The 25108-nt window shown below is 45.2% G+C and carries 25 protein-coding genes and 1 pseudogene; all 26 read left to right on the plus strand.

The genetic code is table 11. The features are described 5' to 3' along the window. Nucleotides 1-17: 17 nt before the first annotated feature. The 26 genes and pseudogenes from ACYVD3_RS05890 (at nt 18) to ACYVD3_RS06015 (ending at nt 25099) form a co-directional block, all read left to right on the plus strand. Nucleotides 18-737 carry a histidine phosphatase family protein gene (locus ACYVD3_RS05890; protein WP_460641583.1) on the plus strand — a complete coding sequence of 240 codons (720 nt, stop codon included), beginning with the start codon at nt 18-20 and terminating at the stop codon, nt 735-737. A gap of 45 nt (nt 738-782) precedes the next feature. Continuing rightward, complete coding sequence (locus ACYVD3_RS05895) at nt 783-1709, plus strand: AEC family transporter (protein WP_460641584.1); 927 nt, start codon at nt 783-785, stop codon at nt 1707-1709. Between the two features lie 182 nt (nt 1710-1891). Further along, the gene (locus ACYVD3_RS05900) at nt 1892-2200 is read left to right on the plus strand and encodes a PTS fructose transporter subunit IIB (protein ID WP_460641585.1); all 309 of its coding nucleotides are present in this window, start codon (nt 1892-1894) and stop codon (nt 2198-2200) included. A gap of 45 nt (nt 2201-2245) precedes the next feature. Beyond that, nucleotides 2246-3352 (plus strand): PTS fructose transporter subunit IIC, encoded by a 1107-nt coding sequence (locus ACYVD3_RS05905; RefSeq protein ID WP_460641586.1) that lies wholly within the window; start codon nt 2246-2248, stop codon nt 3350-3352. A gap of 108 nt (nt 3353-3460) precedes the next feature. Beyond that, complete coding sequence (locus ACYVD3_RS05910) at nt 3461-4345, plus strand: class II fructose-bisphosphate aldolase (protein WP_460641587.1); 885 nt, start codon at nt 3461-3463, stop codon at nt 4343-4345. Between the two features lie 24 nt (nt 4346-4369). Beyond that, nucleotides 4370-6331 carry a BglG family transcription antiterminator gene (locus ACYVD3_RS05915; protein WP_460641588.1) on the plus strand — a complete coding sequence of 654 codons (1962 nt, stop codon included), beginning with the start codon at nt 4370-4372 and terminating at the stop codon, nt 6329-6331. A gap of 13 nt (nt 6332-6344) precedes the next feature. Continuing rightward, nucleotides 6345-6794, plus strand: a complete 450-nt coding sequence (locus ACYVD3_RS05920; protein ID WP_460641589.1) for a PTS sugar transporter subunit IIA — start codon at nt 6345-6347, stop codon at nt 6792-6794. 23 nt (nt 6795-6817) lie between these two features. Further along, the gene (locus tag ACYVD3_RS05925) at nt 6818-7813 is read left to right on the plus strand and encodes an aldo/keto reductase (RefSeq protein ID WP_460641590.1); all 996 of its coding nucleotides are present in this window, start codon (nt 6818-6820) and stop codon (nt 7811-7813) included. Between the two features lie 33 nt (nt 7814-7846). Further along, nucleotides 7847-8527, plus strand: a complete 681-nt coding sequence (locus ACYVD3_RS05930; protein WP_460641591.1) for an RpiB/LacA/LacB family sugar-phosphate isomerase — start codon at nt 7847-7849, stop codon at nt 8525-8527. A 148-nt stretch (nt 8528-8675) separates the two neighbouring features. Further along, nucleotides 8676-10058: a 6-phospho-beta-glucosidase gene (locus tag ACYVD3_RS05935; RefSeq protein WP_460641592.1), complete on the plus strand. Its 1383-nt coding sequence runs from the start codon at nt 8676-8678 to the stop codon at nt 10056-10058. A 206-nt stretch (nt 10059-10264) separates the two neighbouring features. Continuing rightward, nucleotides 10265-11011, plus strand: coding sequence for a MurR/RpiR family transcriptional regulator (locus ACYVD3_RS05940; RefSeq protein WP_460641593.1), 747 nt, complete (start codon nt 10265-10267; stop codon nt 11009-11011). Between the two features lie 247 nt (nt 11012-11258). Beyond that, nucleotides 11259-13154: a BglG family transcription antiterminator gene (locus tag ACYVD3_RS05945; protein WP_460641594.1), complete on the plus strand. Its 1896-nt coding sequence runs from the start codon at nt 11259-11261 to the stop codon at nt 13152-13154. Between the two features lie 33 nt (nt 13155-13187). Further along, the gene (locus ACYVD3_RS05950; protein ID WP_460641595.1) at nt 13188-13529 is read left to right on the plus strand and encodes a PTS lactose/cellobiose transporter subunit IIA; all 342 of its coding nucleotides are present in this window, start codon (nt 13188-13190) and stop codon (nt 13527-13529) included. After that, on the plus strand, nt 13526-13825 hold the full coding sequence (locus ACYVD3_RS05955; RefSeq protein WP_460641596.1) for a PTS sugar transporter subunit IIB: 300 nt from the start codon (nt 13526-13528) through the stop codon (nt 13823-13825). The genes ACYVD3_RS05950 and ACYVD3_RS05955 overlap by 4 nt, the downstream gene beginning before the upstream one ends. A 119-nt stretch (nt 13826-13944) precedes the next feature. Beyond that, a complete protein-coding gene (locus tag ACYVD3_RS05960; RefSeq protein ID WP_460641597.1) occupies nt 13945-15207 on the plus strand; it encodes a PTS sugar transporter subunit IIC in 1263 nt (420 codons plus the stop codon). Nucleotides 15208-15231: 24 nt separating this feature from the next. Then, a complete protein-coding gene (locus ACYVD3_RS05965) occupies nt 15232-16044 on the plus strand; it encodes a tyrosine-protein phosphatase (RefSeq protein WP_460641598.1) in 813 nt (270 codons plus the stop codon). 223 nt (nt 16045-16267) lie between these two features. Beyond that, the gene (locus tag ACYVD3_RS05970) at nt 16268-16549 is read left to right on the plus strand and encodes an HPr family phosphocarrier protein (protein WP_460641599.1); all 282 of its coding nucleotides are present in this window, start codon (nt 16268-16270) and stop codon (nt 16547-16549) included. 43 nt (nt 16550-16592) lie between these two features. Beyond that, nucleotides 16593-16778: pseudogene (locus tag ACYVD3_RS05975) on the plus strand (GyrI-like domain-containing protein); the annotation flags it as partial. 316 nt (nt 16779-17094) lie between these two features. Continuing rightward, nucleotides 17095-17352, plus strand: coding sequence for an HPr family phosphocarrier protein (locus ACYVD3_RS05980; RefSeq protein WP_460641600.1), 258 nt, complete (start codon nt 17095-17097; stop codon nt 17350-17352). Nucleotides 17353-17394: 42 nt separating this feature from the next. Continuing rightward, on the plus strand, nt 17395-19302 hold the full coding sequence (locus ACYVD3_RS05985; RefSeq protein WP_460641601.1) for a BglG family transcription antiterminator: 1908 nt from the start codon (nt 17395-17397) through the stop codon (nt 19300-19302). A gap of 172 nt (nt 19303-19474) precedes the next feature. After that, on the plus strand, nt 19475-19792 hold the full coding sequence (locus ACYVD3_RS05990; RefSeq protein ID WP_460641602.1) for a PTS sugar transporter subunit IIB: 318 nt from the start codon (nt 19475-19477) through the stop codon (nt 19790-19792). A 23-nt stretch (nt 19793-19815) separates the two neighbouring features. After that, nucleotides 19816-21051, plus strand: coding sequence for a PTS sugar transporter subunit IIC (locus ACYVD3_RS05995; RefSeq protein ID WP_460641603.1), 1236 nt, complete (start codon nt 19816-19818; stop codon nt 21049-21051). Nucleotides 21052-21064: 13 nt separating this feature from the next. Beyond that, complete coding sequence (locus tag ACYVD3_RS06000) at nt 21065-21433, plus strand: PTS lactose/cellobiose transporter subunit IIA (RefSeq protein ID WP_460641604.1); 369 nt, start codon at nt 21065-21067, stop codon at nt 21431-21433. After that, nucleotides 21426-22865, plus strand: coding sequence for a glycoside hydrolase family 1 protein (locus ACYVD3_RS06005; RefSeq protein ID WP_460641605.1), 1440 nt, complete (start codon nt 21426-21428; stop codon nt 22863-22865). Before ACYVD3_RS06000 ends, ACYVD3_RS06005 begins: the two co-directional genes overlap by 8 nt. A gap of 52 nt (nt 22866-22917) precedes the next feature. Continuing rightward, complete coding sequence (locus tag ACYVD3_RS06010; RefSeq protein WP_460641606.1) at nt 22918-24366, plus strand: glycoside hydrolase family 1 protein; 1449 nt, start codon at nt 22918-22920, stop codon at nt 24364-24366. Between the two features lie 226 nt (nt 24367-24592). Then, entirely contained in the window at nt 24593-25099 is a 507-nt protein-coding gene (locus ACYVD3_RS06015; protein WP_460641607.1) for a MarR family winged helix-turn-helix transcriptional regulator, read from the plus strand. Nucleotides 25100-25108 lie beyond the last annotated feature (9 nt).

Genomic DNA, 25108 nt, shown 5'->3' on the forward strand with positions numbered 1-25108 from the left:
GAGAAAAGAGGAAAAGTATGAAATTGATTCTAATAAGGCACGGAGAACCGGACTACTCCATTGATTCTCTTACAGAGAAAGGATGGAGAGAGGCAGACTTGCTTTCTGAACGGATGGGGAAGCAGCCTGTTTCCGCATTTTACTGCTCTCCCCTTGGCAGAGCAAAGGATACTGCAAAGGCGACCTTGGATAAATCAGGCGCTGAGGCAGAGATACTGCCCTGGCTCAGGGAATTTTATGCGCCGGTGGAGGACGGGGGCAGTGGAACCAAACGCATACCCTGGGATTTTATGCCCGGATATTGGACGAATCGGGAGGAGCTTTACCACAGGGACTTATGGTTTGAAAATGAGAGGATGAAAACAGGGCCTGTCAAAGAGGAATATGAGAAAGTGGCTGCCGGTCTTGATGAAATTTTAAAGAAACATGGCTATGAGAGAGAGGGCAGGATGTACCGGGCTGTTCCGGGAAGTGACGACACTATCGTCCTTTTCTGCCATTTCGGCGTAATCTGCGTTATGCTGTCTCATCTGTTGGGAATCCCGGCACCACTATTGTGGCAGGGCTTTTTTCTGGCGCCATCCTCTGTCACCACACTGGAAACAGAAGAGAGACTGGAGGGGGAGGCCTATTTCCGGTGTAAGGGAGCAGGAGACACGGCCCATTTATACGCGAAAGGCGAGCCAGGCTCAAACTCCGGCTTTTTCCCAAGACAGACCGGCCGGTATTCTGATTAAAATTTCAAAAGGAGATTTGCCGGATACCGGGCAGACATAGAAAAAATGAATTTGGCACATATTACAGTTAATAAAATTGTGGAAATGTTCTTCATCATGGTGATCGGCGCAGCCGCGTTAAAAACAGGATTCGTAGAAACAGGAACCAGTAAAAAAATGTCCGGGCTCCTGCTGAATGTGGTTACCCCCTGTATGATCATCATGTCCTACCAGATGGAATTTGACAAAGACCTGTTAATAGGCCTGGTTGTCACGGTGGGATTATCCGGGGCCAGCCTTATTCTGTCCATCCTCCTTTCCGGAATTCTGGTAAAGACCAGGGAGAATCCGGACATGGCAGTGGAAAGAATGTCCATGGTCTATTCCAACTGCGGTTTTATCGGCATTCCCATTGTCAATGGATTGTTGGGAACAAAGGGCGTGTTCTTTATGACCGCTTATATAACCGCATTTAATATCCTGATCTGGTCCCATGGAATCATGCTCATGAAGGGAAAGGCCGGGGATATAAAGTCCACCATGAAAAATCTCATCAATCCCTCCACCGTGGCAATCGGAGCCGGAATTCTCTTTTTTGTAACGGGAATTCATCTGCCGGAGGTAATGGGGAATCCTCTTTCAATGATCGGAGCCATGAATACGCCGGTGGCAATGCTGATTTCAGGAATGAATCTGGCGGAAAGCCAACTGCTTTCCTGTCTGAAAAATCCCAGAACCTATATGATCAGCGCCGCCAAACTCTTTGTGATCCCTATGATAACCCTGCTGCTTCTCATGGCAGTCAAAGTGGATTATGCCATTGCAATCACGATTTTAGTCGCCTCCGCCTGCCCCAGCGGAGCAACGGGAGCCATGTTTGCCCTGCAGTATAATAAGGACAGCCAGTATGCCTCAAAATTATTGGCAGTAACAACGGTCTTATCACTGGTCACCATACCTGCCATTATGCTGGTTGGAGGCCTGGTTTTATAAACAAGGAAGATAAAACGGGAAAACGCCCTGCAGAATTTTTTAAAGCCTGCAGGGCGTTTTGTATCTTGTCCTTATGAAACAAACAAAAATTTACCGTAACATTGTGCCGCTTTTCATTTCCCCTGTATTCCATGAAAGTGGTAAAGTAAATATAACATAAAAAATAAGTGAGGAGGAAGTGTATGAAGATTTTAGCCATCACGGCATGTACGGCGGGGATTGCACATACGTACATTGCTAAGGAGAAGCTGGAAAATGCGGCAAAGGAACTGGGAGATCATATTAAGGTGGAAACCCAGGGCTCCATTGGGGTGGAAAATGAGTTGACGCCCCAGGAAATCCGGGAGGCAGATGTGATCCTGATTTCCGCGGATATCCGGGTAAACAAAGACCGTTTTTCAGGAAAGCCGGTGGTAGAGATCCCCATCAGCATGGTAATGAAATCCCCCAAAGGAGTGATCTCAAAGATCCACGAAAAAATGGGAAAGTAGCCGGAGTGTAGCAAAGAAAAGAATATGGAAAAAGAGGGGAATACAATGGCAAAGCAAAAACTTGATATTAAAAAACATGTAATGACGGGAATTTCTTATATGATACCCATTGTTGTATGCGGAGGGATCCTCAGCGCGCTGGCAAAGGGGTTTGGCGGTTATGACATCGGCAGCGCCATAGAAGCAGGGGCAACGCCGTTTTCCAATTTAAATCCCTTTTCCTGGATCGGATTTTGGTGGGGCATTAATAAGTTAGGATCCATAGCAATGGATTTTGCAGTAGCGGTAATGACGGCCGGTGTAGCTTATTCCATTGCAGGGCGGCCCGGGATCGTACCTGGCATAGTCATCGGTTACTGCTCGTCCCAATCCAAGGCAGGATTTCTAGGGGGACTGCTGATGGCTTTTATCATCGGCGCCTTTGTAAACTGGATGAAGACCTGGAAGCTTCCCAAGTGGTGTGTAGGGCTGATGCCGGTTATGTTCATACCTGTGATATCTACCCTGGTATGCGGTATGATTTTCCTCTGTGTCTTCTCCATCCCCCTGGCCTTTATTATGAACGTGTTCCAGCAGTGGATCATTTCCTTAAACGGAGGGGCAAAAGCTGTAATCGGAGGAGTGATCGGTGCCTGTATGGGATTTGATATGGGCGGCCCCATTAACAAGACGGCTTCCATGGCTGCCAACGCCCTGGGAACAGATGGCATCAACGGACCTATGGCTGCAAAAATCATCGGAGGAATGACTCCTCCTATCGGAATTTTTATCGCCACCTTACTGAGGAAAAACAAGTTTTCAAAAGTGGAACTGGAAACTGCAAAAACAGCGCTTCCCATGGGCCTTTGCTTTATCACGGAAGGTGTCCTTCCCTTTGCAGCGGCTGACCCTGCAAGAGTGATCCCCAGCAGCATGATCGGTTCTGCTGTGGCAGGAGCTATTGCAGTAGGTATGGGCTGTGAATCCGTGGCAGGCCATGGTGGTATATTCGTGGTTCCCATGATGAAGAACCCTCTGTGGTTTTTAATTGCCCTGGTTATCGGTTCTGCGGTGACGGGAGTCATTTATGCAGTTCTTAAGCGTCCTTTAAGCGAACAGGTGGAAAAGGAAGAGGAAGAACTTGACTTTGATCTGGATATTAATATCCAGTAAGGCTGAGGATAATACAAAACGCCCTGTGGGCATACCTTAACATCCGGTGAAACGGGGGTGGGTTCTGCTCAAAAGCATGGCAATAATCCTAGAAAGGACAAGAAAAACATGTTAGTATCAATGAAAGCCATCCTTGATGATGCAAATAAAAATTACTACGGGGTTATGGCTATGAACAGCATTAACATAGAGATGGCCAGAGCGGGAATCATGGCAGCAGAAGAGGAGCATTCTCCCATCATCCTGCAGTTTGGGCCCGGGCAGATGAAAAACCATGCCCATGCGGAGGAAATGCTTCCTGTAATAAGAGAGCTGGCCTCCAGGGTTCATGTGCCGGTGGCCTTAAATCTTGACCATGGGTCTGATTTTTACATTATTACGGACTGCATCAACCGGGGATTTACAAATGTCATGTACGATGGCTCCTCCCTGCCTTATGAAGAAAACGTAAAACGTACGGCGATCATCACCGCTCTTGCCCATGGTGTGGGCTGTTCCGTGGAAGGAGAGCTGGGCCATGTGGGCCAGGCGGATCATGAGGACGATGCGGATATTGATTTGTATACAGATCCTGAATTAGCCATGGATTTTGTGGAACAAACAGGCATTGATGCCCTGGCTGTGGCAATCGGTACGGCTCACGGGGCCTATCCCAAGGGAAAGATACCGAAGCTGGATTTTGAACGCCTTCACCAGTTGAAGGAGACTTTAAAAATGCCGTTGGTGCTTCACGGCGGCTCCGGATCCGGGGAAGAGAATTTAAAGAAAGCAGTGGCCGGGGGAATCAATAAGATCAATGTGTGCACCGATGCCTTTGAGGCAGGGAAAGCAGCTATGTTAAAGGAGCTTGAGGGGAATCCGGGAATGGATTATATGCACCTTTGCATGGCGGCGGAAGCCGGAATCAAGGAGTTTGTAAAGGACTACATGAAAGTGATCGGTTCCAGCGGCAGATACATTTATGGAGAAGCAAAGCAGGCAGGAAATGAGTAATTCCTAAAAGACAGGGGTGTTAACTTGAAGGAAGATAAGAACGCATTATATAACAATAAAATATTGCAGTGCCTGATAAGTGGAGACACATATACCATACTGCAGCTTGCCGATAATGTGGGATTATCTGAAAAAACGGTGAGGACCCGTATTAAGCAGCTTGAGGAATGGCTGGAGGCGGAAGGGCTTGGGAAAATAGAGAAAAGGCCGGGAACAGGGATTTGGCTGGAGCTTGACGGCAGGCAGAAAAAGATGCTGGAAGAACGTCTGGAACAGGGGGAAGACCCTGCCGGGGATTTAGAAAACCGGAATAAGCAGCTTATGGGCAAGCTCCTAAAAATGAGGCCAGGTGAAGTCCTGACCCTGCAGAAGCTGGCAGACAGCCTCTATTTAAGCCCTCCCACCGTCAGCAACCTGCTGAAGAACATATCAGACTGGTTTGAAAAACGGAATATAAGAATAACAGCAGTAAGGAATAAAGGGGTATGCCTGACCGGGAAAGAGTACAGCTTCCGGATCGCAATCAAGGATTATATGCTGGAAATGCTGCCGGAAGTCATGGAAGCCCTGTTGGGTACTTATGCGCCGGGAGTGGATGCGGCCCGCATCCGGCGCATGATCGTAGAGGCAGAAAACGCCTGGAGGATCGAACTGGCCGACCATTCCTTTAAAATGGTATGGATCATGGCATGTTTGTCCGTTGCCCGAAAGTGGCTGGACGACGGGCTGCTTTCCAGCAATATGCAGGAAGAGAATATCCAGCGCTACAATGAATATTCCTTTGCCGAATCCATTTACCAGAGGATCGGAAAGGAATATCAGGTGGACTTATCAGAGGATGATACCATCCTTCTGGCAGTACTGCTGCTTTCTGCCAAAAAGCTGAAGAGCTTTACAGATGTCCGCGAAGAGGATTATGCCATGCAGTATGACAGGAATCTGGAGTACTTTGTAAAGCTGGTGATCGAAACCATTGACTCTGTGCTGGATGCAGACCTTTCCGGAGATCAAATGCTGTATGAAGGCCTGCTGATCCACATGAGGTCTGCCATCTTCCGGATGAAATATTCCACAGTGGCGGGAGACAGCATCAGCAAATATGTGAAAAGTGAATACAAGCAGACTTTTCTGGCCGCCTGGTCCACCAGCAGCTTATTTGAGGAATATTACGACGTACAGGTGACGGAGGATGAGCTGGCCGGGATCGCTCTTTATATCCAGGCCGCCATAATCCGCAGGAAAAAGGGGAGGCCATTGACCGCTTTGCTGGTGAGTCAGAGAGGAATGGCGGCCTGCCAGCTTTCCATTGAGATGATCAAGTACAGCATCCCTGATATCACCGATGTGCAGGCAGTAAGCCGTCATGATTTTAAACTGTCCCTTCATCCGGAAACAGATATTATAATTGATGGCTCCGGTCTGGATTTGCAGGATTCCAGGGTGGTTACGGTGGGAGAACGTATAAGTGAAAAGGAAATCGAGATCATACGCCGGAAAGCTGCCCAGGTTTCCAGGCTGAGGAGCAGGCCGGATTTCCAGTTTAACAGTTTATGCCACCAGTTGTTTGAGGTGGACTTAATCCTGATTAAGCCTCAGGTCAGGAATAAGGACCAGTTGATCACTATGATGGTAAAGAGGCTGGAAGAAAAGGGAGATGTGACTCAGAATTATCTGGAAAGCGTATTTGACAGGGAAAGGGCCACGACAACAAGCATAGGCAGAGGAATCGCCATCCCTCATGGAAACATGGCAGAGGTAAATGAATCCCGCATTGTGGTGGCTATTTTAGATGAGCCGGTCAAGTGGCATGAGGATATGGTGGATACCATATTTCTGCTTGCTATAAAAATGACATCAAAATTTGAGATAAAACGGACAAAGCAGTTTTATAAAGATTTTCTGCTGCTTACAGAGAATGACGACAACATGGAGGCAATGAAACGGCTGGAATCATCTCTGGAGGTCTATCAGTATTTTATCAAGTAAGGGGAGAAACAAGATGGCAGTAAAAGAGATTCTGGATAAAAGAGTCATTGATTTAAAGATGAAGGCAGGTAATAAGGATGAGGTAATCCGCCATCTGGCAGGACTCCTTAAAAAAGCAGGATACGTAGAGGATCTGGAAGGCTATATTAAGGATGTGTATTTAAGGGAAGAAGAAGGGATCACAGGAATCGGGGGACATGTGGCCATCCCCCACGGAAAATCCGACTTTGTGGATAAGGTAGGGATCGCTGTGGGAAGAACCCGGCAGATGGTGGAATGGGAGTCCTATGACGAGGAGCCTGTGGACCTTTTCTTCCTGTTTGCCGTGCCTTCCGACAGCGGCGGTGCAAAAGATCACCTGCGCCTGATCGCAGAGCTGGCAGGCAAGCTTGGAAATGAGGCCATCATGAAGAAGCTCCAGGCTGCGTCCACTTATGAAGATTTACTGGACGCATTTTCATAGAGAAGGGGAAAGGAGGTATGACAATGGAAATGAGAGAGATAGGGAAATCAGGAATCAGGACCAATGCCTTTGCCCTGGGCTGCTGGGCAATCGGCGGCGGAGAATGGTGGGGAACCAATGACGATGAAATGTCGGTGAAAACCATTTTAAAGGGCCTGGATCTGGGAATCAACTGGATCGATACTGCCAGGGTATACGGGTTTGGCCACAGTGAGGAAGTGATCGGGCAGGCGTTAAAGCAGACGGACCGCAGCCGTGTCATCCTTTCCACCAAATGCGGCCTCCAGTGGTATGACAATGGAGGAGAAGTGCATTTTACAAAAGAAGGCCATACCATTTCCAGGGATTTATCCCCCAGGGCCATACGGAGAGACTTGGAATTGAGCTTAAAAACCCTGGGAACGGACTACATTGATGTGTATTATACACACTGGCAGTGCAAGACCTACGGTCTGGTTCCTGTGGCAGAGACTATGGGAGAGTTATTAAGGATGAAGGATGAAGGAAAGATCCGGGCCATTGGCGCCTCCAATGTGGATCTGACTGTCCTTAAGGACTATGTGGCGGCAGGGGAACTGGATGTGATCCAGGAAAAGTTCAGCATCCTGGACCGAAAAGCTGAAACAGGCCTGCTTCCCTTCTGTGAGGCAAACGGGATCACCCTTCAGACCTATTCCCCCATTGAACAGGGACTTCTTGCCGGAAAAGCGGCCGATGATTATATACCAAAAAAGGGAGAGGTCCGGGACGGTAAAGCCTGGTGGAAGCCGGAGAATATCAGGACTGCAAATGAGATGCTGGCAGGATGGAAGGACCTGACAGACAAATACCAGTGCAGCCTTGCAAATCTCTGCATCAAATGGAACTCCATGGTATCCCCGAATATTAACGTGCTTTGCGGCGCAAGGAAGCTGTCCCAGATAGAGGATACGGCAAAATCCATGGACATTCCTCTGTCCCAGGAGGACTTTTTAAGGATGAGAAGGGATGCTGACAAGGCAGTAGAAAAACAGGTTTAGACAAAGAACACAGACGGAAAGGAATGGAAATAAATGAAAATCGCATTACTAAATGAATTCAGCCAGGCACCTAAAAACGAAATTATATTAAAGGAATTAAAGTCCGTGACAGAACCAATGGGGCATAAAGTCTATAACACAGCCATGGAAAAGCCCCTGACAGATCAGGATGTGCCGGAGGCATACACAAAGGAAAATCCAAGGCTCACCTATCTGCACTTAGGCATTCAGGCGGCCCTTCTTATAAACTCAGGAGCAGTTGATTTTGTGGTCACCGGCTGCGGTACAGGGCAGGGAGCCCTGATGTCCTTAAACATGTATCCAGGAGTTGTGTGCGGCTACTGCATAGAGCCTACGGATGCCTATCTGTTTTTACAGATCAATAACGGGAATGCCCTGTCTCTTCCTTATGCCAAGGGCTTTGGCTGGGGAGCAGAGCTGAACTTAAATAATATTTTTGCCAGAGCATTCGGTTCTCCAAAGGGGATGGGATACCCGGAGGAAAGGAAAGAGGCTCAGAACAGGAATGCCAACCTTCTTTTTGAGGTGAAAAAGCAGGTGGCAAAACCGCTTCTGGAGGCATTAAAAGCCCTGGATCCCCAGATGGTAAGGGAATGCATGATCCCAAGATTCCTGGACTGCTTTTATGAAGGCTGTAAGGATGAAGAAATCAGAGCATTTGTGGATCAGATAGCCGCAGGTGCAAATCAATAGATTAAACAAAAGTAATTCCCGGAAAAAATACAAGGTGTCTTTTTTCAGAAACATGTACCTAAAGGGTTTGATGTGTTACTGGATGCCCTGACTCTATTTTCTTGCCCTCCTTTTTGTATTATAATTTATACAAAAAGGAGGGTTTCATATGAATAAAAAAATTAAGATTGTAACCATTGGAGGAGGCTCCAGTTACACTCCTGAATTAATGGAAGGATTTATTAAGAGAAAAGATGATCTTCCCATTAAAGAAATCTGGCTGGTGGATATTGAGGCTGGAAAAGAAAAACTTGAAATTGTGGGCAATCTGGCAAAGCGCATGGTAAAGGCAGCAGGACTGGACTGGGAAGTTCACCTGACATTAGACAGACGGGAAGCTTTAAAGGATGCTGATTTTGTAACCACTCAGTTTCGTGTGGGCCTGTTGGACGCACGTATCAAGGATGAGAGAATTCCTTTGTCTCACGGCATTCTGGGCCAGGAAACCAATGGGGCCGGAGGCATGTTCAAAGCATTCCGTACCATTCCGGTTATTTTAGACATTGTAAAGGACATGAAAGAGCTGTGTCCCAATGCATGGCTTGTTAATTTTACAAATCCCTCCGGCATGGTAACAGAAGCGGTTATGCGCTATGGCAATTGGAATAAAGTGGTAGGTTTATGCAATGTTCCCATTCTTTGCAGAAAGATTGCGGCAGGAACCTTAAAAGAAAACGAGGAGGATCTGTTCTTCCGTTTCGGCGGCTTAAATCATTTCCACTGGCACAGGGTATGGGACAGGACCGGTGAGGAAAAGACCAATGAGGTACTTGAAACGGCTTATACCAGTGTAGAGAATATGAAAAATGCGCTGAAAAGCTTTACAAGCGCAAATTCCGGAGTGCAGAACATTCCAAATATCTCGTTTTTACCGGAACAGATTTTAAACCTTGGAATTATTCCCTGCATGTACCATAGATATTATTATATTACTGATGATATGCTGCAGGAAGAATTGGGAGCCTTTTCAAAAGGCGAGACCCGTGCCGAACTGGTAAAACGTACTGAGGCCGAATTGTTTGAACTGTATAAAGATCCTAATCTGAGCATCAAACCGCCTCAGTTAGAAAAACGAGGGGGAGCTTTCTATTCTGACGCAGCCTGTGAGTTGATTAATTCTATTTATAATGACAAGCGCACTCATATGGTAGTCAGCACGAGAAATAATGGAGCCATTTCAGATCTGCCCGATGATGTAGTGGTGGAAGTGAGCAGCATTATAACTTCAGGCGGCCCGGTTCCCATTTCCTGGGGCTCCTTTGAACCTTCCAGCAGAGGTCTGTTGCAGTTAATGAAAGACATGGAATTAACTACCATTAAAGCAGCGGTAACCGGTGATTACGGAACTGCCCAACAGGCATTTACCATAAATCCTCTGGTTCCCAGCGGCAAAATTGCCAAGACGGTATTGGATGAATTGTTACTGGCTCATAAGGAACATTTACCCCAGTTTAAAAAGGTTATTGATCGTCTGGAAGCTGAGAACACCTAAGTTTCCATTTGTCTCTATTAGTTTCGGCTTTAAAAGGAGTCATTGCATACTGACGCAAAAGTCAGATGTAATGGCTCCTTTTGTCGGTTAAGGCATTCCTGTTCGTTGAAAATACAGCCCTTTTATGTTAAAATGAAAAAAACACTCTGCAACAGCAAATTGGAACAGGAGATTTTGCTCAATAATATAAAAGGCGGTAGGGGAATATGATGATGTTTTCTAATCAGGTACTGGACCAATTTAGCGAGCTTGATTATGAGGTTTATAATTTCATTTTAAAAAACAGTGAGAAGATTCCCTATATGACCATCCGGGAATTTGCCAATGAGGCCCATGTGTCCACAACGACCATCACCCGGTTTTGCAGGAAAGTAAACTGTAATGGATTTTCTGAGTTTAAGATCCGATTGAAGATGGAACAGGAGGGCACCAAGAAGAGCCGGCAGGGATTCGATTTCAGCTCAATTCTGGATTTTTTCCAAAGGATCGGGACGGAATCCTTTCATGAACAGCTTAGGTCTATCGCCAATATTATCGCAGAAAAGAAGCAGATTATTTTTCTCGGAATAGGCAATTCGGGAATCATTGCTGAGTATGCAGGCCGGTATTTCTGCAATATCGGCATATTTGCCACGGGGATAAATAATCCCATGTTTCCTATTAACCTGGAATTTCCAAAAGAAAGCATTATTATTATTCTTTCTGTGGAAGGGGAAACGGATATACTCATTGAGAATTCAGAGATCATTAAACAGTGCAACAGTACGGTAGTATCAATTACCAACAGTAAAAACAGTACATTGGCCCGGATTTCCGATTATAATATTTCTTATTATATTCAGGGGGAACGGACCGACTATAAGAAGATGAAGGTGGATATAACCTCCCAGATACCGGCAGTATACATTGTAGAAGCTTTGGCTAAGCTGACGGTGCAGAGGAAACAGGAGTAAAAATGGAATAGGAAACTCTTGCCGGGGCCGGTCAGAAGGGCAGAGTTTTCATAAGAAAAGATAATAATGGGGAAATCGTACCCTGCAGGCGAAGCACAAAAAGAAGCTGTGTTTCGCTTGCAGGGTATTTTTATGTATAATATAGCAGATAAACTCCTATGTTAAAAAGTTCCTGATTCAATGGGGAAGATTTCCATATGGAGTTTAAATCAGACGGATGATAGGATTAAGTCAGGAGATGGGTGCCATGAATACAAGGTTGACGGAAATTCTGAATATGCTGATGCCAGGATGTTACGTGACTGCAAAGGAACTGGCAGAAAGGTTGGGGATCAGTACAAAAACGGTTGGAGTAAGGATAAGAGAATTAAATGAGAGGGCGGCCGCTTATGGTTTTTCCGTGGAGGCAAAGCCAAGATACGGATATGTTCTGATTCTCCATGAAAACAGTTGCATGGAGGATTTCATTTCCCGGGAAGGGCAAAGGGACCGGATCCCCTCCGGCGCTAAGGAGAGGGTCAACTATCTGCTGGCCTATCTGGTTAATTACGATGACTATATCAGGCTGGATGACTTATGTGAGTTTCTGTATATTTCCAGAGCGACTCTTACAGGTCCTTTAAAAGAAGCGGAGGAGATCTTAAACCGGTACGGGATTCATCTGGACAGAAGGCCCAATTACGGCATTCGGGCGGAAGGGGATGAATTTGATTTCAGAAGGTGCATCGGAGATTACTTTGTCAAAAGAAATATGCTTGAGGAAAATGGAGAGCAGCAGAAGAAAGAACTGGAAGAAATGGGAGCTGTTATTTTTCCCATGTTAAAAAAGTATGACATCCACCTGTCTGAAACGGCGTTTGAAATATTTGCTATCCAGATTTACATTGCGGCAAAGCGGATCAGACGGGGACGTCTGGTGAGAATGCCGGAAAACAGCGGATCGGTTTTAGGGGACAGGGAGTGGGATTTTGTAAAGGAGCTGCTTGGGGAGCTGGGCAGAAATTTTAAAATCAAATATAACCAGGATGAAGCCGACTATACGGCCGTCTGGCTGGCAGGAAAACGCATGATTGGCAACGAGGAAAAGGATGAAGTGAATTTTGTGATCAGTGAAGAGATTGACTGTCTTGTTTCCCAGATGCTGAAGCTGGTGGACCGGGATTTTAAAATGGAATTTAGCAGCCATTTTGACGTTCGTATGCTGCTGAACCAGCATATGGTCCCCTTTGACATCCGTATGCGTTACAACATTCCGGTCAGTAACCTTCTTTTTAAGGATATTCTGAAAAGGTATTTTTTTGAGTATATCATGGCAGTTTCAGCCTGTACAGTTCTGGCAGAATGGTATCAAAAGCCTGTTCCGGAGGAGGAAATCGGTTATTTTGCCTTGATTTTTGCCCTGGCAGAAGAGCAAAAAAAGAAAAAGGAGGAGAGGAAAAACATTCTGATCGTATGCAGTACGGGAAGAGGAAGTTCCCGGCTTTTAAAGCTCAGATACGGTCAGGAATTCGGGGAGTATTTAAACTACATATATATATGCGATCTTCCGGGACTGGAAAGTTTTGATTTTAATAAGGTAGAGTATGTTTTCACAACAGTGCCCATTAACCGGTATATTCGAAAACCCATTATTGAAATAGGTCTTTTCCTGGAAAGTGAGGACATCCCGGCCATCAGGACCGCACTGGAAAGTGGGAGAAAAGGCATTCTGATGAGGTATTATAAGCGGGATTATTTTTTTACGGATATATGGGGAGAAACAAGGACAGAGGTCATTAGAAATTTATGCGAAAGAATCGGCAGGAAGAGGAGCCTTCCCAAAGGATTTTACGAAGCAGTTTTAAAGAGAGAGGATATGGCCCAGACAGACTTTGGCAACCTGATTGCAATTCCCCATCCCTGTGAGGTGATGACGGAGGAAACCTTTGTTTCTGTAGCCATCCTTAAGGAACCGGTTCTATGGTCCAGGCATCGGGTCCAGGTGGTGCTTCTTGTCTCAATTGGGAAGGAAGAGGAGAACGGGATCTCGGATTTTTACAAATATACATCAAAGCTGGCCCTTAGCAAGAATGCTGTACAGGAATTGATTCTGAAAAAGGATTTCGATGTTTTGATCCGGCTGCTGCAGGAATTTCCTGAATAGGAAGATATAGAAAAATACAGGAGGATAGAAGGAATGACAACAGAAACCATTGTAATGGAGCTGGTCGTAAAGGGGGGAAATGCCAGGAGTAATGCCATATTGGCGATCCAGGCAGCAAGGGAAAAGAATTTTGAAAAGGCTTCCGCTCTCATGGAGGAGTGCCGCAGGGCTCTGCTTTCCGCTCATGAGGTACAGACAAAGCTGATCCAGGAAGAGCTAAACGGAGAAGGAGAAACCAGGATGAGCCTGATCATGATACATGGCCAGGATCATCTGATGAATGCCATGACCGTACAGGATCTGGCGGAGCAGATGATCGAAATGTACCGTATTATGTATAACAACAAAAACAGCAAAGGAGATGAAAATTTATGAAGATTGTCTTAGCCTGTGCGGCAGGAATGTCAACCAGCATGTTAGTGGAGCGTATGAAAGAAAGTGCGGATCAAAAAGGAATGGAGCTGCAGATCGAGGCAGTGCCCGTAACTTCTCTTTCCTCTCATACGGAAGGAACAGATATCATCCTCTTAGGTCCCCAGGTAAGCTACATGGAAGAAAAAGTAGCGGCTGATTTTCCGGACATCCCTGTAAAGGTCATTGAAATGATGGATTATGGCATGATGAATGGAGAAAAGGTTCTTGCAGATACACTTAGCCAGATGGGCCGGTAAAGAAATACCCTGCGGGTATCCCTTTATGCCCCAAAAGCATGGGCGGAGAAATGAAACACCCAGCGGGTATCCCTTTATGCCCAAAAAACATGGGCGAAAAAAAGAAAGGAGAAAATGGTATGGCAGTAACAAATGATAAAAAAAGCATTATTCAGAAGCTTACAATGAGCATGGGCAGGTTTGCATCGGCCCGTTATGTGAAGGTCATTTCAGCAGGAATGATGGGGATCATGCCTGTTTCCCTGGCAGGCAGTTTATTTATGATCATAACCACCCTGAACTTCATGCCCCAGCCAGTTAAGGATTTTTGTACCCTGGGATCAACGGTCACTTTAAGTTTGATCACCATCTACACCCTTATATCCCTGACAATAGCCATGGCCAATGAATGCAAACAGGAGGTTTTGCCCTCTGTCATCATTTCCTTTTCCTGCTTTCTGGCAGTGACTCCTATCCAGAAAATGTTTGCAGAAGCAGTGGAAGGCGCAAAGACGGCCAATGTCATCAACATCAGTTACCTTGGTTCCCGGGGAATGTTTGTGGGGATCATCGTGGCCCTTGTGGCAACACGGGCCTATGCCTATTTCATTGACAAGAACGTCTATATCCATATGCCTGCTGCAGTGCCAAAGGGAGTTTCGAAGATTTTTCAGGCCATTGTGCCTGCATTCTGTATCCTGTTTTTCTTCCTCACTGTGGACAGTATTATTAAAATGACGCCCTTTGAAAACATGCATGATCTTATTTACAAGATTTTGCAGACTCCGCTCCAAAATCTTGGAGGCTCCATTGTTTCCGCTTGTATTCTTTATGCGGTATCGGAATTTCTGTGGTTTTTTGGGATCCATGGCTCCAATGTATCCAATGTTTTTCTTAACGCCCTGTTTGCCACCCAGGCATATGAAAACGCAGAAGCAATCCTTGCAGGGGAAATGCCCGGGCATGTGATCAATATGTTTTTCCTTGAATCCTTTAAAGGGCCGAGAGCCCTTGCCCTTGCCATATTGCTGGTATGGTACTGCAGAAGCCAGCATATGAAGAGCATTGGAAAGGTAGCCATCATACCCAGCGTTTTCGGAATTACGGAGCCTATGAAATTCGGAATCCCCATGGTGCTGAATGTCTGGCTGATAATTCCCATGACTCTTGCCCCGGTGATCAGCATCCTCATCGCTTATGCTGCGACCTTGGCCGGATTTTTACCCATTGTCAGCGCAAATGTATCAAGAGCGCTTCCTCCGCTGCTGCAGGGGTTCCTTGTGGCAGGGTGGCAGGGCGCTTTGGTACAGCTTATACAGCTTTTTGCAATTATTGCTCTTTACCTCCCATTTATATACCGGGTGGATAAGGAAGCAAAAGAGAAGGAAAACGGGGCACAGTAAGTGTGCTCAAGGAGGAAACATGCAATGGACAGATATATTTCTTTTGACGGAACCTTTAATTTCCGCGACATGGGAGGTTTTTATACGGAGGAAGGACGGCGGGTAAAAACGGGCCTGGTGTTTCGTTCTGATGCACTCCATAAGTTGTCAGATGAAGATTTAAAAAAGATGGAGAAAATGAATATCCGCACGGCAGTGGATTTCCGTACCCCAACTGAAAGAGAGCTTCATCCGGACCGGCTCCCTGGGAGAGTCCGGCTGGCGGTATTGTCTCCTGACGGGGAAACGGCAGCTTTGGCCAGCGCTTCTCACAGGGATGATGAAGGGAAGATCGCAAGACTGGCAGAGTGGGAGAAAACTTCTGAGGGCCATGAATTTCTGGTAAAGAATTTAAACTCCATGGAAGGGCAGATGCGTGCTTTTGTAACATCAGAAAACAGCATACAGGCATATTCTTCTTTTTTAAAGCTTCTGACAGATACTTGTTTGGTTCCTCTGGTTTTTCATTGCAGGGGAGGAAAGGACCGCACCGGCTGGGCAGCCGCCCTGTTTCTTTCCATCATGGAGGTTCCCAGAGAGGAGATCATCGGGGATTATTTAAAAACCGCCCAGTATAACAGGGAACGCAATAAAAAGCGCATGGACCAGTACCGTAAGTATACGGATAACAAGGTGATCCTTGATTATCTTTCCAGTCTTATGGAGACAAAGGAGTCTTATATCAGAGCTGCTTTTGAGGAAGTGGACAGGCTGGGAGGAATGGAGGCCTATCTGGATCAGGCGTGCAGATTTTACGGGGCTGACAGAAAACGGCTTAAGGAGATTTATTTGGAATAGAGTGGAAACCGCAGATTTTTCCGATATCAGGCGATGAAGGGCCAGGGGGCATCATTTTTTTAATGATGTCCCCTTTTAAGCGGAAAAGAAAGGTCCCCATGATCCCTTGTACAGATGATATTAAACTGGACAGATTTATTGGGATATGTATAATAGGATTAAGGGGATTTAAAGTTACCAAGGTTGTTTTTACTGAACATGCAATGGGGTGCAGGGAGGGAAGATGAAAACATTTGATTATACGGTAAGGGAACGGTCTGGGATTCATGCCAGGCCGGCGGTAAAGCTGGCAGTAGAGAGCCAGAAATATGACAGTAAGATTATAATTTTCCTTGATGGAAAAACTGCCGATGCTTCTGATGTGATGGCTATTATGGGGCTGAATATCAAATTCGGTGATATCATAAGGGTGGAGATCACCGGCGCAGACGAAGACGTGGCATATGACGGACTGCGGAATTTTTTCTTTGGAAATCCAAACCTGACAGACAGTTGTCATATTTGATGAGGTATATTAATATCATAAACGGCTAAAGGAGGGGGAAGACATGGCTTTTGATTACAAGAAAGAATACCGGGAATTTTACATGCCTGCACAGAAACCAGGTATTGTTGATATTCCCCTGATGAATTATCTGGCAGTGAGGGGGATGGGGAACCCAAACGAGGAAGACGGCGAATACAGCAGCGCCCTTGGTATGCTGTACGGCATGGCTTATACAATAAAAATGAGCTATGAAAGAATTGACTTCATGCAATGGAAATAATGTATAATTTATAACAGATCGGAAGAAAAACCATGGAAGCAACCGGATATCCGTAAGGCTGCTTCCATGGTTTTTTCTGCTTCCATGCCTTTAAGAAACGATTTTTCTGATATACTTAAAGGATAGGATGCAGTATTTATAAAATTTGCACGTGGTGAGTGCAAATATATATTTGTATTGATTTTTAAGTACCATTATAATAAATTCAGGCCTGATAACGGAAAGGAATTTTGAAATTTACAGGAAGGGCTTTATCATTTACAAGGAACGAGGGAGAAATCATATGAAGGAATTTGAATATGTCATAAAGGAAGCCGTGGGCATTCATGCAAGGCCTGCAAGCCTGCTGGCCAAGGAGGCCTCCGGCTATAAAAGCAGCATCACGCTTTTTAAGAATGAGGAGAAAGGGGATGCCAAAAAATTGTTGTCCATTATGTCATTAGGGATAAAATGCTCGGAAACGGTGAGATTTGTCATTGAGGGGGAAGATGAAGAAGCGGCAGCCTGTAAGCTTGAGGCATTCTGCCGGCAGAATCTATAGTAAGAGGAAATAGGTTAAAATGTTCTTAAACGGGGTGATCATATGCAGAGCAAGCAGATAGAACTGATTAACTACATGATGGAAAACAAGGCTAAGGTATTGACATCCCAGCAGTTGGCCGATGCTTTAAGCATTTCCATGCGTTCGGTGAAAACCTATATTTCACAGATTAATGAAACCGGAAAAGGGAAAGCCATTGTATCAAACAAAAACGGATACGCTTTAAATGTTCCGTTGGCAAAAAGCCTGCTTGCCCAGGAGAATATTGTCATCCCTCAGACATATGAAGAAAGATCCACCTATGTGATCAAGGCCTTTTTTCTCCAGCATACCAACTGCCTGGATCTTTATCTCATGGCAGAAGAATTATTTGTCAGTGATTCCACGCTGAAGGCAGATATTAAAAAAATGAATATGAGATTCAAAAGCTTTAATATCGTGTTTGCAATTGAGAGGGACCAGATCAAGCTGCAGGGACCGGAAAAAAACATCAGAAAGCTGTTCAGCTACATTCTCTATGAAGAAGTGGATAATCACTACTTAGATCTGCAGATTTTGAAAAACAATTTTAAGAATATTGATATTGATTCCATGGTTCCTATTGTAAAGCAGATATTTTCAAAGAATGATTATTACATCAATGATCTGGCTCTTAGAAATATGCTGCTTCATCTGGTAATCATCATTAAACGGATACAGGAAGGAAAGACCATTCCTGACATGGCAAGAGGGATCCAGGATATGGATGCAGAAAATGTGTGCGTGTTGGAGCTGTGTAAAAAGCTGGAGCAGCAGTTTTCCATTACCATTAATGAGGAAGAAAGGCGGGAGATCTACATTCTGTTTAAGTCCTGCACAAATTTCGTTGTTACCGGGGGCATGCAGGAGGTACGGGCATTGGTGGGAAATGAGATTGTGGAGGAGACAAAGGAGCTGGTTTATTTGATCCAGCAGGCATACTCCGTTAATCTGGACACGGATAATTTCATCATTCCCTTTGCGCTGCACTTAAAAAATCTCATGCTGCGGGCGAAAAACAGCACCAATATAAAAAATCCCATGCTGGAATCCATAAAGTCCCAGCATTTGATATTATTTGATATGGCCTTATACGTATCCCTGCAACTGGGGAAAAAGCATAAAATATATATCAGCCAGGATGAGGTGGCATTTATTGCCCTGCACATTGGAGGAGAGGTAGAAAGGCAGAAAAATAATAATCCAAAGGTGCGGGTGGTTTTATTGTGCCCAAGCTATATGAACATAGAATCCAGGCTGTACAATGAGCTTTTGATCAATTTCAGCAGCGACATCAACATTGTCGCATCAGTGAGGGATTCCCATCAGTTGGAAGAATTGAATTTTGACCTGCTCATTTCCACTGTGAAGGTAAAAACATCTGCTGCCTGTGAAACTGCCGTCATATCCCCATTCATGACCTCTGGGGATAAGCTTGAAATACAGGAAAGAATAGAAAATTCCCTGAATAATAAGAAAAATAAAATGCTGACAAGGCATTTTAATGATTACTTTGAAAAAGAATTGTTTTTTGTATCCCATGGGCCATTGGATAAAATGGAAGCAATTGAAATGCTGACAAATAATTTATACCATAAAGAATACGTGCGGGGAGATTACAGGGAAAATGTGCTGGCAAGAGAGAGGGCGGCCTGCACCGCATTTGGAAAGATCGCCATCCCTCATTCCGTTGAAATGAATGCATATAAGACCTGTGCCTCCGTGTTGATCAGCAGCAAAGGCATACGGTGGGAAAACCAACTGGTATATGTGGTCCTCATGATTGCCATCAATAAACTGGACAATCATGTTTTTAAGGAATTATATGAATCCTTGGTCGTAATATTCTCGGAGGAAACCAATATTGAACTGTTTCGGGAATGCAGATCCTATGAGGAATTTGAAAGTACACTAAGATCCATCATCGGCTGAGGAAGGTTCCTCTGGGCTTTTAAGGCTCCCGGATAGGAGAAGAGAAAAATCAGTGACAGATTGCATGGGGAGGTGCAAATCGTGATTTGATTTTTCTCTTTTCTTTTATGATAATTAGTATTGTAAATAAGATATACAGGGGTTCACATTTAAACGAAAGGAGGACGAAAGGATGGGTGACCTAAGGATCATATTGTGCTGCGGTGCGGGCATGTCAAGCGGTTTCCTTGCCAATGCCGTAAAGAAAGCCAGCAAGAAGAAAAAAATGGACGTTGTTGTAGCTGCTCATGCGGAAAGCAATGTAATGTCCGTAATAAAAGAAGGGGCAGATATTTTATGCATCGGACCCCATTACGGGTCAAGGTATGATACGTATAAGGAATTATGTTCTGCATATGGAACGGAAGTCATGGTGATCCCAAAGGATATTTATGGGACCTTGGACGGGGAAGGGTTATTGGATTATATCATCAAGTATCTCGATAAGTAATGACAAGAATAGGAGAAGGAAGTATGAAAAAATTAATGAAGTGGCTGACCGATTCCTTTGCACCGGCAATGAATAAATTAGTGGAAAATCCATGGGTTGCAGCCGTATCCCAGGCAATGATGAGGGTACTGCCCTTTATCCTGACAGGATCCCTGGTGTTTTTCTACAATGTATTTAAGGACTATATTCCCGGCCTTCCGGATATATTTCCCATTGCCAGTTATTCCTTTATGTTCATTGGGATCTTTATTTCTTTTTTGATCCCTTATAATCTGATGGAGCTGAAAAAAAGGAATAAATTCCAGGTTCCGGCAGGCCTGCTGGGCTTTTCCGCATTTATCATGTGCCTGAATCCCACCTTTGATGAGAATTCTTTTATGAACGTGAATTTTGGGGTGTTCGGCCCCAGCGGAATCATGGTTGCCATTGTTGTGGGACTTTTTGTGGCATTTGTATTTAATCTGTGGACGCGGTTTGGTTTTCTGGAAGACAGTACGTCCATTCCAAGCTTTCTGGCAAACTGGATCAACAGCATCATTCCTATTTTCGCCACTTTGCTGGTGATCATGATCGTTGTATCCAATGGCGGGGTGGATGTAGTATCCGCCGTTAATGCAGTGTTTAAGCCCATTGCCTCCTTTGGCCAGTCTTATCCGGGCATGATTTTTATGTGTCTGACTCCTGCGATCCTATATTCCTGCGGAGTATCGTCATGGGCATTTGGCGCCATATCCACCCCCGTATTTATGGCGGGCATCAATGCCAATATCGCTGCAATTTCTGCCGGAGGGACTGCAACCAATATCGTGACCAGCGAAACGGTTTTTACTGCCGCACTGATTACCATGGGCGGCATGGGAGCCACATTGCCCCTTGTGGTACAGATGCTGCGTTCAAAATCAAAAAAGATGAGGACCCTGGGAAAGGTTTGTATTGCTCCCAGTATCTTTAATATTAATGAACCGGTGATCTATGGCACGCCCATTGCATTTAATCCCCTGTTAATGCTGCCCATGTGGATCAATTCCTTTACAGGTCCCACGATCATTTACGTTGCCATGAAGTTTGGGTGGCTGAATATTCCGGGAAAAATGATTCAGGTAGGCCAGGTTCCGGCCCCAGTCTCCTCTGTAATGATCACTCAGGATTTAAGGGCGATTCTATTTTATGTAATATTATTTGCGGTATATTTCATTACCTGGATGCCGTTTTTTAAGGCATATGAAGGGCAGTGCATAAAGGAAGAAATGAATATCTAGGAAGGAAGTATTTATGGAAGATATTATGGAAAATGAGTTGGTAGGAGTTGCCATGCAGATCATTTTACATGCAGGCGATGCCAGAACGGCTGTAGAACATGCACTTGACTGCATCAAGGAAGAAAATTTTACGGAAGCAAAAGAGAAGATGCTGGAAGCAAAGGAGTGCATCCGATTGGCACATGTATCCCAGACAGAAGTGATACAAAACGAAACGAGAGGGAAAACATATCAGCCATGCCTTCTCTTTGCCCATGCCCAGGATACGCTGATGACCATCAATTCCGAGGTGATGCTGTCGGAAAAGCTGATTGATTTATTTGAAGTGGTGTTAAAAAAGATTCATAGAGACTGTATAGGAGTAGGAGATCATTATGCTTAAAAAAGGTTTTCCGGATGACTTTTTATGGGGCGCTTCCACCTCCGCCTACCAGGTGGAGGGAGCCGCGCTTTCCCACGGGAAAAAGGCATCCCAGCAAGATATCATCAATAAAGATAATTATGTAAAGAGAGGCTTTGCAACGGCGGAGATTGCAAGCGATCATTACCATCATTTTAAGGAAGACGTTGTTCTAATGAAGGAGATGGGGTTTACTGCTTACCGCTTTTCCATTGCATGGAGCAGAGTGTTTCCTGATGGTGTTGGTGAAGTGAATGAAGAAGGAATCCAGTTTTACAGGGATTTAATCGATGAATTGTTAAATCACGGCATCGAGCCCATTGTGACCCTCTATCATTATGATTTGCCCTGGGCCCTTGTTGAAAAATACAACGGCTGGCTAAGCAGGGAAGTGGTCAGGGATTTTGAGTATTACGCGGCCTACATCATTGAGGAATTTAAGGATAAAGTAAAATACTGGACAACCATCAATGAGCAAAGCATCATCGTACAGTTCTGGACCCAGAAATGCTTTATTCCACAGGAGCTGCAGTCCAACCATCAGCTCAGATACCAGATCAATCATCACATGAATCTGGCCCATGCCATTGCCTGTAAGCTGGTTCATGAGAAAGTGCCGAAAGGTCTGGTGGGAGCAGCCATCGGCTATGCGCCGGTATATCCCCTGACCAGCAGGCCGGAGGATGTTATGGCGGCCCAGAACGCCCATGACTTACATAACGGGTATTATCTTGATATTTACTTTAAAGGGTTTTATACAAAATCAGCTATGGTTTACCTTGAATCAAAGGGGCTCGCCCCTCATATAGAGCCTGGGGACATGGAACTGATCAGGGAAGGGTATTCCGATTTCCTGGCCTTGAATTACTATTCCAGTGAATGTGCCAAAGCATGTCCGCAAGAGGAGGAACTTAGGTTTGCCGGGGTAAACTGGACAGGTGTAAAGGGGGCCATGGACGGCCATGAGCACCAGCCGGGATTTTTCCAGATGTGTCCCAATCCAATGCTGGACACCACGGACTGGGATTGGGCCATCGATCCCACCGGCCTGGAATATTTGCTGCGGGACATTTACATGCGTTACAATAAGCCCCTGATGATTACCGAAAACGGCCTGGGAGCTTACGACAGCCTGACAGAGGATGACAAAGTCCATGATCCTTACAGGGTCAAATACTTACGGGATCACATAAAGTCTTTGAAAAAGGCCATGGATTCTGGTGTTGAGGTTCTGGCCTTCTGCCCCTGGTCTGCCATTGATCTTCTGTCCACCAGCAATGGCGTGAAGAAACGGTATGGATTTGTGTATGTTGACCGCACTGACGATGATCCGAAGGAGTGCAGGAGGATCAGGAAGGATTCCTTTTTCTGGTATAAAAAGCTGATTGAATCAAAGGGGGAAGACCTTGACTGATTTCCAGGTCATTCCATGCCATGATGGAAGCGTTTCATAAAGGAGAGAGCTTATGGAAAAAACAAGAAATACATTTCCCCATGGATTTTTATGGGGTGGTGCGGTAGCGGCGTGCCAGGTGGAAGGGGCATATGATGTGGATGGCAGAGGCTTGTCCACTTCCGATGTCCACATGTACTCAAAAGACTTAAACCGGTCCAACGTGTCAAAAGAAGGCGGCGGAACCCGGGCTGAAATACTCCGCTATATGGAGGATGATAAAAACTATTACCCCAAGCGGTACGGAATAGACTTTTACCATACTTATAAGGAGGACCTGGCATTGCTGGGAGAAATGGGGCTTCGCGCTTTCCGGACATCCATATCCTGGTCCCGTATCTTCCCAAAGGGAGATGAAGAGGAGCCAAATGAAAAGGGACTGGCCTTTTATGACCGCTTATTTGATGAGATCCGGAAAAACGGCATGGAGCCCATCATTACCATTTCCCATTATGATATGCCCTTACATCTTGTTCTGGAATACGGGGGATTTGCCAACCGGAAGCTGATCGACTTTTTTGTCCGGTACGCAGCCGCCGTCCTGGACCGCTATAAAGATAAAGTGAAATACTGGATCGTTTTTAACCAGATCAATCTGCTGCAATACTGTTCCTGGGGTTCCATCGGCCTTTTGGATGATTATGCCGGGGACTTAGAGGAAGCCAAATTTCAGGCCGTGCATCACCAGTTTGTGGCAAATGCCCTTGTATATGAATACGGGAAAAATTTGAATCCTGACATGCAGATCGGCACCATGGCAGCAGACTGCACCTATTATCCCAATTCCTGCAAGCCTGAGGATGTGGTTCTGACCATGAAACGCAACCGGATGCAGTACTTTTATACGGATGTACAGCTTCGGGGTGAATATCCGGCGTATGCAATCCGCTTCTTTGAAGAAAACGGCTGGAATATAAAAATGGAGGCAGGAGATGAAGAAGTAATCAGAAAAAATAAGCAGGATTTCCTTGCAATCTCTTATTACTCGTCAAAGGTCATTGATGCAGGCTGCTGCGGGATGAATCCAAGGGATGTGATACAAAATCCCAATTTAAAGCCAACACCCTGGGAATGGCGGATGGATCCCTTAGGATTTTATAACTGCCTGTCTCAGTATTGGGACAGATACCAGGTGCCCGTCATGATCGCAGAAAACGGTTTTGGAGCCTTGGATAAAGTGGAGGAAAATGGAGAGATCCATGATGATTACCGGATCGGCTATTACCGCCAGCATATTTTGCAGATGAAGGAATGCATAAAGGATGGGGTGGATATTTTTGCCTACTTGCCATGGGGGCCTATTGATCTTGTAAGTTCATCAACTGCGGAAATGAGCAAGCGGTACGGATTTATTTACGTTGACCAGGATGACGAAGGAAAGGGATCAAAGTCCAGAAGCAGAAAGGATTCGTTTTACTGGTACAAAAAGGTAATCGCTTCCAATGGGGAAGATTTAGAATAGGGATCATTGGATCAAATACCGGCGGTATGCTCTTGTAAGAGGGAGCATACCGCCGGTATTTTTGTGATGCGCCGAAGGGTTTCTCCCCAGGAGAGTCCTGGATGATTTCCCAGATATGTATGAAATCTTAACGAAAAAATAATTGACACATGCTTTCATTGGAGTTAGAATCATAAACATTGATAATTGTTAACAATGTTAAGTGAAAAAACAGGGGGGTTTTGTCATGAGGAATGAACAGGAAGAATACATAAAGAAATTTAAAGCGGAATTGGCCATGATGATGGGAAGCAAACAAAGGATTCATAGAAACTGCATGCCCGAAGGAATCACGAAGAGCGAATTTTTTGCGCTGTATCAAATACAAACCGGCATGAATGAAAGCCCGGAAAACAAGGGAATTCATGTATCTGATTTGGCAAAGAAGATGAATATCGCATTATCGGCAGCATCCCGGATGCTGAATACACTGGAAAAAAGGGGCCTGGTATACAGGGAAATAGATCCCAAAAGCCGCAGGAATATCTGCGTTTCCTTAACGGAAGAAGGGGAGAACATGTGGAAGAAATGCTCTGGAATGATGAGCGAGCTTCTGGAGCGGGTGATCGTTGGCATGGGAGAAGATGATGCATGCAAATTAATTGAATTATGGAAGAGATTTTCTGACCTGATGGAAAAAGAAGTGGATCAGATGATGAAGGAAAAGGGAATCAGTGAGGAAAAACAACCATAGATTGGGGCA

Source organism: Lacrimispora brassicae (assembly GCF_054772055.1).